The sequence below is a fragment of the Solibacillus sp. FSL K6-1554 genome, assembly GCF_038005185.1.
GTDB lineage: Bacteria > Bacillota > Bacilli > Bacillales_A > Planococcaceae > Solibacillus > Solibacillus silvestris.
In genome coordinates this window covers 74443-91034 of the sequence record NZ_JBBOSS010000001.1, presented here as the reverse complement: position 1 = coordinate 91034, position 16592 = coordinate 74443, and the positions used below count along the sequence as shown (strand labels likewise).

The 16592-nt window shown below is 37.3% G+C and carries 19 protein-coding genes; 1 reads left to right on the top strand and 18 read right to left on the bottom strand.

Annotation, left to right across the window (positions count from 1 at the left end):
- Positions 1-24: 24 nt before the first annotated feature.
- From glmU to metG, 12 genes are all read right to left on the bottom strand, one after another.
- Positions 25-1395 (bottom strand): bifunctional UDP-N-acetylglucosamine diphosphorylase/glucosamine-1-phosphate N-acetyltransferase GlmU, encoded by a 1371-nt coding sequence (glmU, locus tag MHB58_RS00420; RefSeq protein WP_014822299.1) that lies wholly within the window; start codon positions 1393-1395, stop codon positions 25-27.
- Between the two features lie 284 nt (positions 1396-1679).
- The gene (gene spoVG / locus MHB58_RS00415) at positions 1680-1979 is read right to left on the bottom strand and encodes a septation regulator SpoVG (RefSeq protein ID WP_008408289.1); all 300 of its coding nucleotides are present in this window, start codon (positions 1977-1979) and stop codon (positions 1680-1682) included.
- A gap of 323 nt (positions 1980-2302) precedes the next feature.
- Positions 2303-2677, bottom strand: a complete 375-nt coding sequence (locus MHB58_RS00410) for a RidA family protein (RefSeq protein ID WP_008408291.1) — start codon at positions 2675-2677, stop codon at positions 2303-2305.
- Positions 2674-3507 carry a pur operon repressor gene (gene purR, locus MHB58_RS00405; protein WP_014822300.1) on the bottom strand — a complete coding sequence of 278 codons (834 nt, stop codon included), beginning with the start codon at positions 3505-3507 and terminating at the stop codon, positions 2674-2676. Before purR ends, MHB58_RS00410 begins: the two co-directional genes overlap by 4 nt.
- Before the next feature lie 71 nt (positions 3508-3578).
- Complete coding sequence (gene ispE, locus MHB58_RS00400; protein WP_008408294.1) at positions 3579-4445, bottom strand: 4-(cytidine 5'-diphospho)-2-C-methyl-D-erythritol kinase; 867 nt, start codon at positions 4443-4445, stop codon at positions 3579-3581.
- A gap of 257 nt (positions 4446-4702) precedes the next feature.
- Positions 4703-4891, bottom strand: a complete 189-nt coding sequence (locus MHB58_RS00395) for a small, acid-soluble spore protein, alpha/beta type (protein ID WP_008408295.1) — start codon at positions 4889-4891, stop codon at positions 4703-4705.
- Positions 4892-4999: 108 nt separating this feature from the next.
- On the bottom strand, positions 5000-5257 hold the full coding sequence (gene veg, locus MHB58_RS00390) for a biofilm formation stimulator Veg (RefSeq protein WP_008408296.1): 258 nt from the start codon (positions 5255-5257) through the stop codon (positions 5000-5002).
- Between the two features lie 138 nt (positions 5258-5395).
- The gene (gene rsmA, locus MHB58_RS00385) at positions 5396-6283 is read right to left on the bottom strand and encodes a 16S rRNA (adenine(1518)-N(6)/adenine(1519)-N(6))-dimethyltransferase RsmA (protein ID WP_340734493.1); all 888 of its coding nucleotides are present in this window, start codon (positions 6281-6283) and stop codon (positions 5396-5398) included.
- Entirely contained in the window at positions 6276-6839 is a 564-nt protein-coding gene (gene rnmV / locus MHB58_RS00380) for a ribonuclease M5 (RefSeq protein WP_039967429.1), read from the bottom strand. The genes rsmA and rnmV overlap by 8 nt, the downstream gene beginning before the upstream one ends.
- Before the next feature lie 287 nt (positions 6840-7126).
- On the bottom strand, positions 7127-8326 hold the full coding sequence (locus tag MHB58_RS00375; RefSeq protein WP_014822304.1) for a G5 and 3D domain-containing protein: 1200 nt from the start codon (positions 8324-8326) through the stop codon (positions 7127-7129).
- 216 nt (positions 8327-8542) lie between these two features.
- Positions 8543-9313 carry a TatD family hydrolase gene (locus tag MHB58_RS00370; protein ID WP_008408303.1) on the bottom strand — a complete coding sequence of 257 codons (771 nt, stop codon included), beginning with the start codon at positions 9311-9313 and terminating at the stop codon, positions 8543-8545.
- 252 nt (positions 9314-9565) lie between these two features.
- A complete protein-coding gene (gene metG, locus MHB58_RS00365) occupies positions 9566-11527 on the bottom strand; it encodes a methionine--tRNA ligase (protein WP_014822305.1) in 1962 nt (653 codons plus the stop codon).
- Between the two features lie 344 nt (positions 11528-11871).
- Here metG and MHB58_RS00360 point away from each other — a divergent pair, with 344 nt between their 5' ends.
- Positions 11872-12150 (top strand): AbrB/MazE/SpoVT family DNA-binding domain-containing protein, encoded by a 279-nt coding sequence (locus MHB58_RS00360; protein ID WP_008408305.1) that lies wholly within the window; start codon positions 11872-11874, stop codon positions 12148-12150.
- A 226-nt stretch (positions 12151-12376) separates the two neighbouring features.
- On the opposite strand, the gene rsmI is transcribed toward MHB58_RS00360, so the two are convergent.
- The 6 genes from rsmI to holB all read right to left on the bottom strand — a co-directional run bounded on the left by rsmI (position 12377) and on the right by holB (position 16544).
- Complete coding sequence (gene rsmI, locus MHB58_RS00355) at positions 12377-13249, bottom strand: 16S rRNA (cytidine(1402)-2'-O)-methyltransferase (protein WP_014822306.1); 873 nt, start codon at positions 13247-13249, stop codon at positions 12377-12379.
- Entirely contained in the window at positions 13230-13508 is a 279-nt protein-coding gene (locus tag MHB58_RS00350; protein WP_014822307.1) for a GIY-YIG nuclease family protein, read from the bottom strand. Before MHB58_RS00350 ends, rsmI begins: the two co-directional genes overlap by 20 nt.
- Positions 13492-14241, bottom strand: a complete 750-nt coding sequence (locus MHB58_RS00345) for a tRNA1(Val) (adenine(37)-N6)-methyltransferase (RefSeq protein WP_014822308.1) — start codon at positions 14239-14241, stop codon at positions 13492-13494. Before MHB58_RS00345 ends, MHB58_RS00350 begins: the two co-directional genes overlap by 17 nt.
- Before the next feature lie 88 nt (positions 14242-14329).
- The gene (gene yabA / locus MHB58_RS00340) at positions 14330-14689 is read right to left on the bottom strand and encodes a DNA replication initiation control protein YabA (RefSeq protein WP_008408310.1); all 360 of its coding nucleotides are present in this window, start codon (positions 14687-14689) and stop codon (positions 14330-14332) included.
- Positions 14690-14713: 24 nt separating this feature from the next.
- On the bottom strand, positions 14714-15529 hold the full coding sequence (locus MHB58_RS00335) for a PSP1 domain-containing protein (RefSeq protein WP_008408311.1): 816 nt from the start codon (positions 15527-15529) through the stop codon (positions 14714-14716).
- Entirely contained in the window at positions 15522-16544 is a 1023-nt protein-coding gene (gene holB, locus MHB58_RS00330) for a DNA polymerase III subunit delta' (RefSeq protein WP_014822309.1), read from the bottom strand. Before holB ends, MHB58_RS00335 begins: the two co-directional genes overlap by 8 nt.
- Positions 16545-16592 lie beyond the last annotated feature (48 nt).

Sequence of the window (16592 nt, the reverse complement as noted above, 5' to 3'; positions counted from 1 at the left end):
TGGCCTCCTGTATTTTAGTTAATTTTATTTTGAATTTAATTTACTCACATAGCCTAATTTGTTTTCCTGGCGAGCACGCGCAATCGCCAATGCATCTTCAGGAACTTCTTTAGTAATTGTCGATCCTGCTGCAATAAAGGAACCTTTTTTCAATGTTACCGGTGCAACTAAATTTGAATTACACCCAATGAATACATCGTCTTCAATAGTTGTTTTATATTTGTTTTTACCGTCATAGTTAACAGTGATTGAACCGCAGCCAATATTTACGTTCTTGCCGACTTCTGCATCGCCAATATAGCTTAAATGAGAAACTTTCGTATCATCACCTAATGTACTCTTCTTCACTTCAACGAAATTACCGATTTTTACATGGTTTCCTAATGAAGATTCCGGACGTAAATGTGCAAACGGACCTACTGCTGTTTCATTGCCCACTTGGCTGTTTAGCACGACTGAACTATGAATCGTAGTTGCATTGCCAATTTGACTGTCCACAATATGACTATTCGGACCAATTTTACAATCTTCGCCAATAACCGTTTTACCTTCAATAATCACTCCAGGTAAAATAACCGTATCACTGCCGATTACTGCGTCTGCACTAATATGTGTAGAAATCGGATTAATAATCGTTACACCATTACGCATATGACGTTCGTTAATACGTGCACGCATTAGTTCCTCTGCTTGAGATAGAGCAAAGCGATCATTGACACCAAGCGTTTCATCAAAGTTTTCTGTTACATAGGCTGCAACTGTTTCACCTTGCTTCTGTAAAATTTCAATAACATCCGGCAAATAGAATTCACCTTGTGCATTTTCATTTTTAACGAGCTTAAGTGCCTCAAACAGTGCTTCATTATCGAAGCAGTATGTTCCTGTATTAATCTCTTTCACAAGCTGTTGTTCAGATGTTGCATCTTTTTGTTCAACAATTTGCGAAACTTGACCATGTTCGTCACGTAAAATACGACCATAGCCTGTCGGATCATCTGTAACCGCTGTCAAAATAGTTGCTTTTGCATTTTGAGAAGCATGCTGATCCAGCAGTGCCTGCATTGTTTCAGGGCGAATTAAAGGGGTATCTCCACATACGACAAGCGTAGTTCCGCTAAGTCCGCTTAAAATCGGCTCTGCCTGTTGAACCGCATGCGCTGTGCCTAATTGCTCTTCTTGTAAAACATATTCACTCTTATTTCCAAGTGTTTCTTTTACCAGCTCTGCACCATGTCCTACAACAGTTACGACACGTTCAACATTTAATGAACTGATATGATCAATTACATGTTCCACCATTGGCTTTCCGCATACTGGGTGGAGCACTTTATATAATTTGGACTTCATTCGTGTACCTTGACCAGCCGCTAACACGACCGCAAAAATATTCGTCATATTACAAGTCCTCCAATTTAGCTCATTTTCTCTTATGACTATAAAGCAATTTCATAATCTTTTCAAGGTATTCAGACTTGACAAATCTTTGAATTTAAAATATCTATAATAGTTTGACACATTTTCTTTTGTGTACTAATTCAGCAAATTTTAACGATAAAAAGTAATTAATCAGTATTTTTCCGACCATATTCTCATTTTTCCTTTTCTGTTATAGAACATTTCTGCCTATAAAAAAATTCATAAAAAAAAGAGCCTCCTCATATGAGTGACCCTAATTTATATTAAACATTCACTTCTTCTAATTCCAAAGTTTCCTCTGTATTTTCCTCAGCAGATGCATGGAAAGCTTCCAAAACGATTTCCTGAATTTTGTTGCGCGTATTTGAATTAATCGGATGCGCAATATCGCGGAATTCGCCATCTGGTGTTCTTTTGCTAGGCATTGCTACAAATAAACCAGTATTTCCATCAATTACACGAATATCATGGATAACAAATTCATCATCTAGCGTAATTGAGGCAATCGCACGCATACGCCCTTCTGTTTGAACACGTCGTAATCTTACGTCAGTTACTTCCATTATTTATACCCCCTGTAGTTTGATGTGTTATTTTTAGTATTCGGGATGAAAGTATAGATTCCTTCTATCATCCATTAAATTTCTAAAAATTCATCATTTATCAATAGAATACAATATAATGTAATTTTTTTCTATCTACAATTTTTATAATTATTAAAATAAACTAAATATTCTACTTATTTATGAGAATTTTCTTAATAATTGCTGTAAATAGAGTCAAAATATTTTTTTAATAAAAAAAATCCACGCCTTTTCTAAAGTCCGAAAGCCGTGGATTTAAGCTATAACTAATATAAATCAAAATAATTATTCCTAATAAAATATTATTTCACTAATGCAATGACTTCAATTTCAACTTTTACATCTTTTGGTAAACGAGCAACTTCCACTGCTGAACGAGCTGGCTTGTGCTCACCAAAATGACTTGCATACACTTCATTCATTATAGCGAAATCATTCATATCTTTCATAAATACTGTTGTTTTAACAACTTGGCTTAAAGAAGAACCGGCTGCTGCTAAAACTGCCTTTAAGTTTTCGAAAACTTGGTGAGTCTGTACTTCAATATCGCCTTCTACAAGTTCCCCTGAAGCTGTAAGTGGAATTTGGCCTGAAGAATAAAACATATTATTTACTACAATACCTTGTGCATATGGACCGATTGCTGCTGGTGCATTTGTTGTTGAAACAGTTTTCATTTTAATTTCTCTCCTTTTGAAAAAAAATTACCTTCACTTAATGCAATTGTGCGATCTTTCTCATTTACTTCTTGTAGTTTTACTAAAGAATAGTAATCATCTACTAATGTTACATCAGCATGCTGTGCTTCTACTAATACAGCGATACCTGCCAATTCACATTCGAATTCTTCCAATAAGTTCTTCATACCATTCATTGTGCCTCCGACTTTCATGAAATCGTCGGTAATTAATACACGCTGGCCACTTTTCATACTACGTTTTGATAAAACCATCGTTTGAATACGACGAGAAGATCCTGATACATAATTAATACTCACCGTTGAACCTTCAGTCACTTTACTGTCACGACGCACAACTACAACCGGAACATTCAAATGTCTTGCAATCGCATGTGCAATTGAAATCCCTTTTGTTGCAACAGTCATAATGACATCAATCTGCCGATCCGCGAACACGCTTGCAAATACTTTACCTACACGGTTCATTAATTCCGGATTTCCTAAAAGATCCGTCATAAACAAATAGCCACCAGGTAACAGTCGATCGGATTGACTAAGTTCTCCCATAAATTCCCCAATTATATCACGAACTTCTTGTTCCGCCATTTTAGGGATATATTTAACACCGCCTGCTGCCCCAGGTACGGTAATTAAAAGCCCAATTCCTTTTTCTTCGAATGTTTCCTTTACAATTGTTAAATCTTCACTAATTGAAGATTTTGCAGAACTGTAAAGCTCAGAAAAATAAGTTAGCGGGATCAACTGATGTGGATGCTCAAGTAGATAATAAGTCATATCCACAAGGCGTTCACTGCGCTTCCATTTCATGCGACCCTCTCCTAAACATTAATTATTAAAATACGAATATTTAATAGTCAAATTACCATAATTATACGTATTTATGCAAGTGGATTTCGTTCCCCCAACATACGTACTACATAAACTTCCTCACAAAAACCACGTAATCCATTGTAGATTCTGCTGACACGTGCTTCATTTTCCACCAGCCCAAATACTGTCGGACCACTGCCGCTCATAAGTACTGCGTCAGCACCAAAACGTTGCATTTGCTCTTTAATTGTAATAACTTCCGGATGAAGATTAAATGTTACAGTTTCCAAAACATTTCCAAGTGAATTGCACATTAGCTCATAATCTTCTGTTTCAATCGCCTTTATCATTTCACTCGTGTTTGGATGTTGTAACCCTTCAATATTCAGCCCACCGTATACATCAGCTGTCGATACGCCAATTTTCGGCTTGGCCAAAACAACCCAACAAGTTGGAGGTGCCGATAGTTCTTTAATCTTTTCTCCGCGCCCAGTAGCCAATGCTGTACCGCCATAAACGCAGAAAGATACATCAGAACCAATTTTCGCTCCATGTTCCGCCAGCTCGTCCAATGTTAAATTTAGATTCCAAAGCTCATTTAAACCGCGCAATGTAGCCGCTGCATCGCTGCTTCCACCCGCTAGACCCGCCGCTATAGGAATTTGCTTCTCAATTGAAATAGTTACGCCTTCTTTAATACCGTATGTATTTTTTAAAAGCTCTGCTGCCTGGTAAGCAAAATTCCGCTGATCATCCGGAACAAAATTATCTGTCGAAACAATTTTAATTTGGCCATCTGCTCGTGATTCTAGTCCAATTCGATCGGCTAAGTCGACCGTTGTCATAATCATTTCGACTTCATGATATTGATCTGGACGTTTATAAAGCACATCGAGTGTTAAGTTAATTTTTGCGGGTGCTTTTACGTATAACATTGAAAATTCCTCCTACTGTATAAGGCACGCATAATATGTAATACGCGATTAAAATTCTATTGCCCCTATTTTACCATATGAAAGCGTTGTATTATGCACGAAAACATTCACTTTTCTTTGCAATTTATTGTTAAAATATGCATGCTGCACAATCCAGTAGTTAGACATTTTAAGTAAGCTGAGTAAATCGCTTTACCTGCAAGCAAAATAACACCACCGTAAGCGAGAACCTACGATGGTGCCATCTTTGTGTCAACTTATTTTTGGTTATTCTGCGATTGTTTAGCTAAGTTTTCCTGAGCCATTTCAACCGCACGTCTTACCATGTTTCCTGCATCACGGGCTTTAATACCGCCCCAACCCTCACGTTGAACAACGTCGTAAAATCCAAGTTCTTTTGCAATCTCTTCCTTTAGACGACTCGACATGATTTTTTGTCTTGCCATGCAAAAAACCTCCTTTTTGTTGACGCTTTTAGCATGTGCAAAAAAGAAAAAAACACTCACTTTAAATGAGCGCTTTTTTTAAAAATATTAAAATAAGTACTAGAAAAACTATTTGATGGTAGCTACAGCATCATCTAAAAAAGTAATCTCTACTGCTTCAGTAAGTATATCTGTGTAACTGTAAGATACGCGTTTACACGCATTATCTTCCTGCTTTAGTTCAATGACGAACACTGCATGGTAAGTGTCACTTAAGACGCCTTCGCATTCAATTGTTTTCTTGCGACCACCATTTGCTTTTAATTGCAAACGTTTACCCAAATGACTATCCAATGATTTTTTAATGTCTGCTAACGTTTTTGGCATTTTTGCATACACCTCACTATAAAACAGTATACCATGATGTAGTTAAAATGTCAATAAAATATAATATTTTATCACCGCAATACAAAGTCGTCAACTTTTTTCTTAAGATTTCTTAAAATTTTTTAATGGAAATTCACTTTATTGTCGTACACAAAAGTGTGGATATAAGCAGTCCGCTAATTTCCCAAATTCTTGAATTGACAATGTTTCGCCGCGGCGTGAGGGCTCAATTCCGGCTTCTTCTAATGCTTTAAGGATCAGCTCTTTGTTTTGCTTTCCGTTTACAAGTCCGTTTTGTAAATTGTTTAAAATTGTTTTACGTCGTTGCGCAAAAGAAGCACGGGATACTTCAAATAAAAAGTCCTCGTCAATTACTTTCACCGGCGGGTTTTCATGTTTGATCAAACGGATTACTGCTGAATCTACATTTGGCTGTGGCATAAATACCGTTTTCGGTACAACCATTGCGATTTCCGCTGTTACGTAATACTGAATAGCAATTGATAAGGAGCCATATGCCTTCGTACCCGGTTTTGCCGTAATACGATCCGCTACTTCCTTCTGCATCATAACGACAAAACCGCGAATCGGTAAACGATCATTTAAAAGCTTCATTAAGATTGGCGTTGTTACGTAATAAGGTAAGTTAGCTACAACCATAATATCTTCAATACCTGGCATTTCTTCTTCAATTACTTGCGCAACATCCGCTTTTAAAATATCCGAGTGGACTATCTTTACATTGTCATAAGGGCTTAATGTATCCTCGAGTACAGGTAAAAGCCTTTGATCAATTTCAAACGATACGACTTTTTTTGCCTCGCGGGCTAAATGCTCTGTCAATGCACCAATCCCAGGTCCAACTTCAATTGCTCCGCTGTTTTCCGTCAAATTGGCGTGGCTGACGATATTACGTAAAATATTCGGGTCGATTAAAAAGTTTTGCCCTAAGCTCTTTTTAAATGAAAATCCGTATTTTTCTAAAATTTCTTTTGTACGTACCGGTGTAGCAATGTCTTTATGCATGCGTATCCTCCTGATCTAATTGCGAAATTGCCTCTGCAAACTGCTCGATTGTAATTTGAAACATCATCAACCGTTTATGAAGCTGTTTACCATTTGTCATGCCAATATTTAAAATTTCACCTAACTGGTCACGACGTTTTTTCGATTGCGGGTGTCCTATCAGTTTGGCTGTCATTAAATCTTCCAGTGTAATTTTTTCTTCAATTTGTGAATCCGCCAATGTATAAACATTGCTTAATGCTTCACGGATATCCTCATCGTTTGCGTGTTCAATCCCTAAACCTTTACCGTTTTTGGCGATTGTTTTCGCCTTTGCTAAAAACGCATGCTTCACACCTGGTATCCGTTCTTCTATAATCGCACGAATACGGCGGCCTGGGTAATCAGGGTCAGTGAATACAATGACGCCTCTTTTTTTCTGGGCATGTGCGATACGGCGCAGTACTTCGTCTGAAATGGCAGAGCCGTTTGTTTCAATAGTATCTGCTCCTGTTGCACGCTTAATCGCTGTTGTATCGTCTTTTCCTTCAACAACAATAATCTCTTGTATATCCAAGAAACGTTCCTCATTTCCAACATAGTCTTTCGCTATTTTACCATAGATTGCACTTTGTTTCCGCTGTGCTAACTTCAATGAAAAAAGCTCCCTCGCCATCAGTCAAAAAGCGAGAAAGCCATTATACATTTTGGATTGTTGATCTTATATAAAACAACTAAATAATCAATTACGCTGAAGTTGAAACGAACAAAGGCACTCTTCACCCACCTACAGAGGTGAATGCTTTTTTTGTACCTGCCGCTACTCCTTCGGCACAAAAACAATTTGCTGAATAAAGGTAAATTTTATTTCAGTACTTTAATACGCACTTTTTTACGTCCCCAGCTTTTTGCCTTGGACGTTGTTGGTACTAAAACATCGATTTTATTACCTTTTATAGCACCGCCTGTGTCAGCAGCTACAGCATTCCCGTAGCCTTCAACCCATACTTTTGTTCCTAATGGAATAACGTTAGGGTCAACTGCAATGACTTTCATATCCGGATTTGCGCGCAGGTTAAGACCTGCTGCTGAAATACCCGAGCAGCCTGCACAATTTGGTGTATATGCTGTTGCAGTTACATAAAACTCTTTCCCAGAACTCGGTTCAGTAGAACGGGAAACATTGGCAGTAACAACTTTTGTCCCTACAGATACAACTTTTGTTTTCGGTTTTTTAATGACTTTTTCAGAAGCAAGTTTTTTCGAGACAACTTTTCCGTTCTCTTTTACGATAGAGTATGTACGCTCTACCTTACCTTTTTTACCTTCTGAAACAACCTTTTCTTTGCCCTTTAATAAAGAAGAATCATTTTTCTTTTCAATTGCGAAATCTACTGATTCTTCCACTACATCGGTAACCTTTTCTACGCGAACAACTGCGATTTTATCATTTGGAGTGATAACTTCCTCCAAACCTTTGTCGACACGATCCGATTCACCTAATTGAACCTCTTGTTGTTTTAAAAAGTTAGCGACCGTAGTCGAAGTGGACCATACTTGTCTCTCTTTTTTGCCATCGACAAGCGTTAACTGAAACGCTTTTTGAATATCGATTTTGTTATCGGCTCCTACTTCTGTATCTAAGCTTTGTGATACAAGATCATGCTCTGTTACTTCAATATTTGCTTCTTCCAAAATGTTCTTCACTACATTTTCAGTTGTCCAAACTTTAGACTGATTTCCATCAACTGAAATTACTACTTCTTTTGCCTGTTCCCATTCTATTGACATTCCACTATCAATACTGGTACTCAGTGAGGGGGATACTTTATCGTATTTTGTATAATCTATATTTTGAGCTGTCAGAAGCTCATCAACCGTAGTTGCGTGTGTATAAATTTTTGTGGTCTCCCCGTCTGCTGTCAACATAACGGGAGTCTTAGTTCCGTGGTATAGAACAAATGCAATTACAGATACAAACAGGACTACAGAAAAAATTCGGACCCCTGTTTGCTTACTCCTCAATGATTCTAAGAACTGGCTTTTCATGGATTGATTTGACATGAAAATAACGCCTCCTTAATACAAAGTTGGATTATACGTACTAGTTTTCTTACTGTCAATAAAAAAGAATTTATCAAAAATTGGGCATTTTGCTTGAACTCGTACTGCAACTAGTATTGGAGGCGACTTATCATGGTAAAGTTTTTACACTTTAAAAAACTATCCTAACGAAAAAATCCCGAATCTATTTCAACGGTTATTTTAATAGTTTCATCATCAAATTTTAAAAAAGCGTTTTGCATTTTCCGTCGTTTTATAGGCAACTTCTTCCACAGGTAATTCCTTTAGGCGAGCAATCTCCTCTGCCACCAAAGTAACGAATGCCGGTTCATTCCGTTTCCCTCGAAATGGATGCGGTGCTAAATATGGCGCATCTGTTTCAATCAGCAAATGCTCAAGCGGAATTTCTGCCGCGACTTCTTTTGGCTGACGTGCATTTTTAAATGTCACCGGTCCTCCAAGACTTATCATGAAGTTCATGTTTATGCATTCATGAGCTGTTTCAACACTACCGCCGAAACAATGCATAATTCCGCCAACAGCAGCTGCATTTTCTTCTTTTAAAATCCGTACGACATCCCCTGTCGCATCACGATTATGAATTATAATTGGTAATTCGAGTTTTTTTGCTAAATGAATCTGCTTACGGAACCAATACTGCTGAACATCTTTCGGAGACTTATCCCAGTAATAATCCAGTCCTGTCTCACCTATTCCGACAACTTTCGGGTGCTTTGCTAATTGTTCAATCCAGTTTAAATAGTCATCTGTGCAATCAACCGCATCTACCGGGTGCCAACCAATTACTGCATAAATAAAATCGTAATCCTCTATTAGCTGCATCGCACGCTCTATCGTTTTTTTATCAAAGCCGATTACAACCATCTTTTCTACATTGGCAGCAATAGCACGGTCAATTACTTCCTGTAAATCTTCATCATATTGATCTGCGTTTAAATGGACATGTGTATCTATAAATGTGCTCATCTTCATTTCTCCTATCGTGTATTGTACTCATAGATCATATTTCTTAGTTTTCAGTATTATTACATGTAGGTTACAAAATATTCATTTATTATTGTGTACTTGTTATAAAGTTAGTAACGAGGTACCATAAAACCACTTATCATCCTTTTTCAACCATTTATAAGTTATACTAGAATAGCTTTATTTTACTTTTATTTACAAAATAATGAAAAAGTCTGCTGAACTTTTCTGGTCCAACAGACTCTTTTCAAATTACTTCACTTGTGCACCGTTTGCTAATTTTGGATCAACAGTGGCCAACGTTAAAACTCCATCATGTGAACCTGCTAAAATCATCCCTTGAGATAATTCGCCGCGTAATGTAACAGGTTTTAAATTGGCAACGACTATTACTTTTTTACCGATAAGCTCTTCCGGTTTATAATGCTCGGCAATACCTGATACTACTTGACGTTGTTCATAACCTAAATCAACCTGCAGCTTTAATAATTTCTTTGCTTTTGCTACTGGTTCACATGCCATTACAGTTGCAACACGTAAATCTACATTCATGAAATCATCAATTGTAATTTCTTCTGTTTCAGGTGCTTCAACAGTTGTAGTTTCCTCTTCCTGCGGTGTTTTTACAGAACTTTGCATTTGTTCACGAATGTAAGCTACTTCCACTTCCGCATCAAGACGCGGGAAGATTGGAGTACCTTTTTCTGCAACTTTTATGTTTTTCGGAATAACATTCCCGAATGTTTCAATCGTGTCCCATTGTAATGATTTCTCATCAAGACCTAATTGTTCAATAATTTGTTTTGGCGCATTAGTCATGAATGGCTGAATCATCACTGCGATATGGCGTAAGCTCTCTGCCAAATTATTCATAACAGCAGCAAGCTTGTTATGATCGGCTTCGTCTTTTGCCAATACCCATGGAGATGTTTCATCAATATACTTATTAGTGCGTGAAACTAAAGACCATAATTCAGAAAGTACGACACTAAACTGCATTTTATCCATACTTTCTTCATATCTAATACGTACACTTTCAGCATGTTCTTTTAATGCTTCATCAAATTGTGTAGCTTCCAAATTTTCAGTAGGAATTACCCCATCAAAATACTTGTTCATCATGGAAACTGTTCTGTTTAAAAGGTTTCCTAAATCGTTCGCTAAATCGAAGTTTGTACGCTCAACGAATGATTCAGGTGAAAATACGCCATCTTGACCAAACGGCAGCTCACGTAACAAGAAGTAACGTGTCGCATCTAAACCGTATCGCTCAATTAACATTTCCGGATACACAACATTTCCTTTAGATTTCGACATTTTTCCATCTTTCATCATGATGAAACCGTGTGCAAAAATTTTCTTTGGTAATGGTAAATCCAATGCCATTAAGAAAATCGGCCAATAAATTGTATGGAAACGGACAATATCCTTCCCTACTACATGGACATCTGCCGGCCAATATTTATTGAACAGCTCTTCATTGTCAGAACCATATCCTAAAGAAGTAATATAGTTCGATAATGCATCAACCCATACGTAAATTACATGCTTCGGATTTCCAGGTACTTTAATTCCCCAGTCAAATGATGTACGGGATACAGACAAATCTTCCAGCCCCGGTTTAATGAAGTTATTGATCATTTCATTTTTGCGAGATTCCGGCTCGATAAACTCTGGATTATTTTCATAATAAGCAAGCAGGCGATCTGCGTATTTCTTCATATTAAAGAAGTATGACTCTTCTTTAACCTTTTGCACATCACGTCCACAATCCGGGCACTTTCCATCGACTAATTGTGTCTCAGTATAATAAGACTCACAAGGTACACAATATAGTCCTTCATATTCGCCTTTGTAAATGTCACCATTGTCTAAAAATTTCTGGAAAATTTTCTCTACAGAATCTGTATGACGCGTTTCAGTGGTTTGAATAAAGTCATTATAGGAAATATCCATAGTATTCCATAATTTTTTAGCACCTTCTGCAATTTCATTTACATAATCTTGTGGATGCATATTGGCTTCTTGTGCTTTTTCCTGAATTTTTTGTCCGTGTTCATCCATGCCTGTTAAAAAGCGGACATCAAAGCCTTTTAAACGCTTATACCGCGCTATTGCATCAGATGCAACCGTCGTATATGCAGTACCGATATGGAATTTTCCACTCGGGTAATAAATAGGGGTTGTTATATAGAATGTTTGTTGTTCACTCACGAAAGTGCCTCCATTTGTTTGTTAAAGTATAATCCTTATTCTAACGAAGTACGAAAATTGTTTCAATGAAAGTTTATTGGAATTCAGTTTTGTCGAAAAATCGATAACTAAATGTTGGTAATTGGTTAAATCTTTCCGACTATTCTAAATATTAAATGATAAGTTTTTTTTATAATTTCCTTAAAAAGTACAAATATGACAAAAAAGTTTCTTAAATGACGAAAATATGAATACTAATTTATTGACGTTTATGGTATTAATTGTTATGATTTTAACTAGATCAAGATGAATGTCGAATTTTGACGAATTTAAATAACTTTTATTATATAGGAGGAAGTATTAATATGAAATCAACAGGTATCGTACGTAAAGTAGACGAATTAGGACGTGTAGTAATTCCGATCGAATTACGCCGTACATTAGGTATTGCTGAAAAAGATGCTTTAGAAATTTATGTGGATGACGACAAAATCATCTTAAAAAAATACATGCCTAACATGACATGTGCAGTAACTGGTGAAGTTTCTGATGAAAACATGCGTTTAGTAGGCGGTAAATTAATCTTGTCTTCTGAAGGTGCAGAAGCATTAATGAAAGAAATTCAAGAAAACTTAAAAAAATAATATACTTATTTACACAAATAAAGTGGATAGGGTTTACTAATTTATCCCGTATTAACGGGCAGTAGGTTATCTGCATCGATTGCATAGCGGCAGAGGCAAGAATCCCGCCTCTGGACTTAAGCATGGCGAAAACCCCGCAATTTGAAGTTCCACTTTATGTAATGTAAAGTATTATTTTACCAAATATAAAAAGCGTTGAAAAGTATGTCGACTTTTCAACGCTTTTTTATTGGTGATATGCCTGGTAAACGTCACGTTTTGGTAAGTTTCGTAATTTGGCTACTTCTTTTATAGCTTCTTTTGAAGATAATTGAGTTTCTTCTATTATATAAGTAACATGCTCATCCAATGACATTGTCGTCCAATAAGCCTCTTCTTCTGCTTCGACTTCACCGGAAGTATTGCCTTCCAGTACGATGCAAAATTCACCGCGAATTTCATTTTCACTTGCCCAAATGATCGCTTCTTCTATTGTGCCTCGCAAAAACTCTTCAAATTTCTTTGTTAATTCGCGAGCCAATGTAATTTTACGGTCACCTAATACGAGCTGTAAGTCTTTTAATGTTTCCTTTAAACGATGTGGTGCTTCATAAAAAATCAGCGTCTCTTCTCTCTTTGACAATTTTTCCAGCTGTTCTCTGCGTTCTTTTTTGTTTCGTTTTAAAAAGCCGAAGAAATAGAATGGCTGCGGAGAAAGACCGGATGCAATTAAAGCAGTTAACGCTGCATTTGCTCCAGGAATCGGTACGACAGCAAATCCTTCAGCAATTGCTTTTACGACAATATCTGCACCTGGATCCGATATACAAGGCAAACCTGCATCACTTACTAATGCGATGGATTTTCCCTCTTGTAAATAGCCAAGCAGTTTCTCGCCGCCTACTTCAATATTATGTTCATGATAACTAATGAGCGGTGTTTGAATATCAAAATAATTACATAGCTTTTTCGTATTGCGTGTATCTTCTGCAGCAATAATATCGACCTCTTTTAAAATACGCAGTGCACGCATCGTCATGTCTTCTAAATTGCCAATTGGTGTCGCTACTAAGTAAAGACAGCTCCCTTGTTCGTGCTGGCTACTTTTTTGTGAGTTCATCTGTAGCACTCCTTATATACTTTATTTTTTGGGGACGCTTTAATTGTTTAAATGCATATTCAGCAGACATTGCCTGCTGTTTTGTTTCAAATGTTTCAAAATAAATACACGTTACCGGACCGCGTGCCCGTGTATACTTTGCCCCTTTACCTGCATTATGTGCCGCAATTCTCTTTTCTAAATTATTCGTATAGCCTGCATACAGTGTTGCATCACTACACTCTACCACATAAAAGTAATGTTTAGTTTCCTTCTCCATATAAAAGCGCCCTCACTTCTGGCGTATATTCATTATTATCCTCATATACGTATAATGGTGGCAATACTTTTAAATCCGGCTTGCCGTCTTTAATTGCTTCAATCAGTAATGTATTCGCTTCTTTCCCCCGTTTTGGATAAACAAACTGAATCCGCTTTGGCTCCAGCCGATTTGCGCGCATCGCACTTACAATGTCCAAAAGCCTGCCTGGTCTGTGCACAAAGGCCGCCTTTCCGCCTTGTTTTAATAGACGACTTGTTGCTTCGACTGCTTCATCCAGCGTTAAGTACAGCTCATGTCTTGCGATTGCATAATGCTCACTCGTATTTTTTTCGCTCAACTCATGTGCCAAAAAATAAGGAGGATTACATGTCACAACATCATATTTTTCAATACCAAGTTTTCCTGGTGCATCTTTCACATCACCAAGCTGCATGTCGATCTGTTGTGCCAAGTTATTGTATTCGATACTGCGTGTTGCCATATCATGCAACCGCGGCTGTAATTCAACACCTGTAATTTTTGCATTTGTCCGCGCACTCAAAAATAATGGGATTACCCCATTGCCTGAACATAAATCAATAATATGTCCTTTATTTTTCGGAACTTGTACAAATCGCGCCAATAATACTGCATCCAATGAAAACGAAAAGACGGACGGGCTTTGAATGATTCGTAAATCCTCCGCCAGTAAATAATCTAATCGCTCATCATCCTTCAACCATTGCTCCACTATTAAATCCTCCACTTAACTGCTATTATAATCAGTCTTTTCTAAACAAAAGACTGATATCTACTTTAGCAGATTCAGCCTTTTGTTTTTAACCATTTTGTTTATTTAAAAATGATAGACAGAACAAACAATCTTCACCTTTACGTGAGCTTCCAAAATGCACATGGCATACATGGAAGCCTTCATTATAAAGCCTTGCTAAATTATCGTACCCTTCACCAATATCTACTGGTTCTTTTTTCAGCTCTTCTACTCGTTTAATTGCAGTTGCTTCATTCGCTAATAGTTCTTCTAAGCGCGTACGTAGGTGAAGGTTTTCTGTTTGAAGCGTCTGGTGCTCCTCCATCATATGCGCAACAAATTGCTTAAGTGCGCTAAATTGCTGTTGCATTGATTCAAGCTGTTGTTCGAACTCCATAACAGTATCCAAAAAATTACGGTCCTTCACTCAAGCCACCCCATTAATTTCTATCTATATCAGATTTTTCTCATATTGCATAAGCTCTTCAAGCGTATATTCAACCATACGCTCCTGCTTCGTCAAATATACTTGAATGAGTCGCTCTAATACATTTAATCCGACGACTTTGCCTTCGCCTTCTGGTGTCATTGATAAATCACCGATGTCTGGCATACCTTCTTTTGCAATCTCATAATCATCATTTTCGTATTTTAGACAACACATTAAACGCCCGCATAACCCGGATATTTTTGTCGGATTCAGCGATAAATTCTGATCCTTTGCCATTTTAATCGACACAGGCTCAAAATCACCTAAAAATGTCGAACAGCAAAGCATTCTTCCACATGGACCAATTCCTCCAAGCAGTTTCGCTTCATCACGAACACCAATTTGACGTAGCTCTATTCGTGTACGGAAAACGCTAGCTAAATCTTTTACTAATTCCCGGAAATCTACACGCCCTTCTGCTGTAAAATAAAAAATAATTTTATTGCGATCAAATGTATATTCAACGTCAACGAGCTTCATATCCAACGAATGCTCAACAATTTTCGTATTCGCTAATTCAAAGGCACGTTTTGACTCAATAGTATTTTCTTCTACCTGGAAACGATCACGTTCATCGGCTGGTCGAACTACTTGTTTTAATGGTAAAACAACGTCATTCTCCCCGACTTGCCGCATCGGCACAACTACTTTGCCATATTCAATTCCCCGGGCTGTTTCTACGATTACATATTCGCCAACTTCCAAAATATAAGCGGCTGGATCAAAATAATATATTTTACCCGCTTTTTTAAAGCGAACTCCGACTACATTATACAAATGTATACCCCTCCTGAAGATTCAGCATAAGCTGTTCCATCAATAACGTACGATTCATATTACGATTTAAATTCGTGCGGGCCTGCAAAATAGATTGCATTTGGCGTGACAGTTTCTCATATGTCAATACGAGTGCCAGTTCATTAAATCGTTGATACATATCGGGATACGTGCACTTTGCTTGCTGGTTTGCTTTAATCGCTACTATATCACGGTATGCAAATAGCAACAAATCCAGTGCTAGCTCCATATCTTCTTTTTCTTTGAAGAGCGGGAGCCATTCTTCATGAACATATAATAGTGCTTCATGAACATTTTGATGAACAATCTCTACTAATTTTAACACTGTTTTTCGTGCAAGTACAAATTGCTCATCATTTGCAAGTGCAATAGCTGTTTCGAGATCATTTGTCACCATGCTTGTTGTCGATGCCATTGAATTTGTAATTCCCTGTTCTACCAGTTGCTCCATCATAGTAATACGGGGTGCTTTTGCAAATTTAATATGCTGACAACGAGAACGGATCGTCGGAATAATAGATTGAATTTGCTCGGTTAATAAAATCGCCACGACTTGTCCGTCAGGTTCTTCTAAAAACTTTAAGAGCATATTAGCAGAAGCAATATTTAATTTATCTGCATGATGAAGCACATAAATTTTCTTGCCCTTCTCTACACCTGTCATCTTCATTTCCGCAACTAAATCTCTTATTTGATCAATTTTAATAAATTGTCCATCAGGCTCTACTTGCCAAATATTCGGGTGATTTCCCGAATCAACTCGTCTGCAATTTCGACATGTTTCACATGGAACATTTTCTGACAAATTTCCGCAAAGAAGAAGTTTCATAAAAAAAGAGACGACATCTCGTTTACCCGTACCTTTTTCACCTTCGAATATATAGGCATGTGCTAAACGATCTTTATCTACAATTGTTTGTAGTTGCTTCATCACTACAGGTTGCAGCTTCGTAAGCTCTTCAATAGTTCGTGTCAATTCCCTCACCTTTTTCATTTCCTGCTTCTATTTATTTGAATGCCCTATGTACAATTCAAACAATAT

Bases quoted from the DNA above. Each gene is read 5' to 3' on its own strand.
- MHB58_RS00350 (WP_014822307.1), bottom strand. From the start codon at position 13,508: ATGGAGAAGGAAACTAAACATTACTTTTATGTGGTAGAGTGTAGTGAT.
- veg (WP_008408296.1), bottom strand. From the start codon at position 5,257: ATGCCAAAAACGTTAGCAGACATTAAAAAATCATTGGATAGTCATTTG.
- rsmI (WP_014822306.1), bottom strand. From the start codon at position 13,249: ATGAACTCACAAAAAAGTAGCCAGCACGAACAAGGGAGCTGTCTTTAC.
- ispE (WP_008408294.1), bottom strand. From the start codon at position 4,445: ATGTTATACGTAAAAGCACCCGCAAAAATTAACTTAACACTCGATGTG.
- MHB58_RS00410 (WP_008408291.1), bottom strand. From the start codon at position 2,677: ATGAAAACTGTTTCAACAACAAATGCACCAGCAGCAATCGGTCCATAT.
- purR (WP_014822300.1), bottom strand. From the start codon at position 3,507: ATGAAATGGAAGCGCAGTGAACGCCTTGTGGATATGACTTATTATCTA.
- glmU (WP_014822299.1), bottom strand. From the start codon at position 1,395: ATGACGAATATTTTTGCGGTCGTGTTAGCGGCTGGTCAAGGTACACGA.
- MHB58_RS00395 (WP_008408295.1), bottom strand. From the start codon at position 4,891: ATGGCAAGACAAAAAATCATGTCGAGTCGTCTAAAGGAAGAGATTGCA.
- holB (WP_014822309.1), bottom strand. From the start codon at position 16,544: ATGAAAAAGGTGAGGGAATTGACACGAACTATTGAAGAGCTTACGAAG.
- rsmA (WP_340734493.1), bottom strand. From the start codon at position 6,283: ATGCATAAAGACATTGCTACACCGGTACGTACAAAAGAAATTTTAGAA.
- MHB58_RS00360 (WP_008408305.1), top strand. From the start codon at position 11,872: ATGAAATCAACAGGTATCGTACGTAAAGTAGACGAATTAGGACGTGTA.
- MHB58_RS00370 (WP_008408303.1), bottom strand. From the start codon at position 9,313: ATGAGCACATTTATAGATACACATGTCCATTTAAACGCAGATCAATAT.
- spoVG (WP_008408289.1), bottom strand. From the start codon at position 1,979: ATGGAAGTAACTGACGTAAGATTACGACGTGTTCAAACAGAAGGGCGT.
- MHB58_RS00375 (WP_014822304.1), bottom strand. From the start codon at position 8,326: ATGTCAAATCAATCCATGAAAAGCCAGTTCTTAGAATCATTGAGGAGT.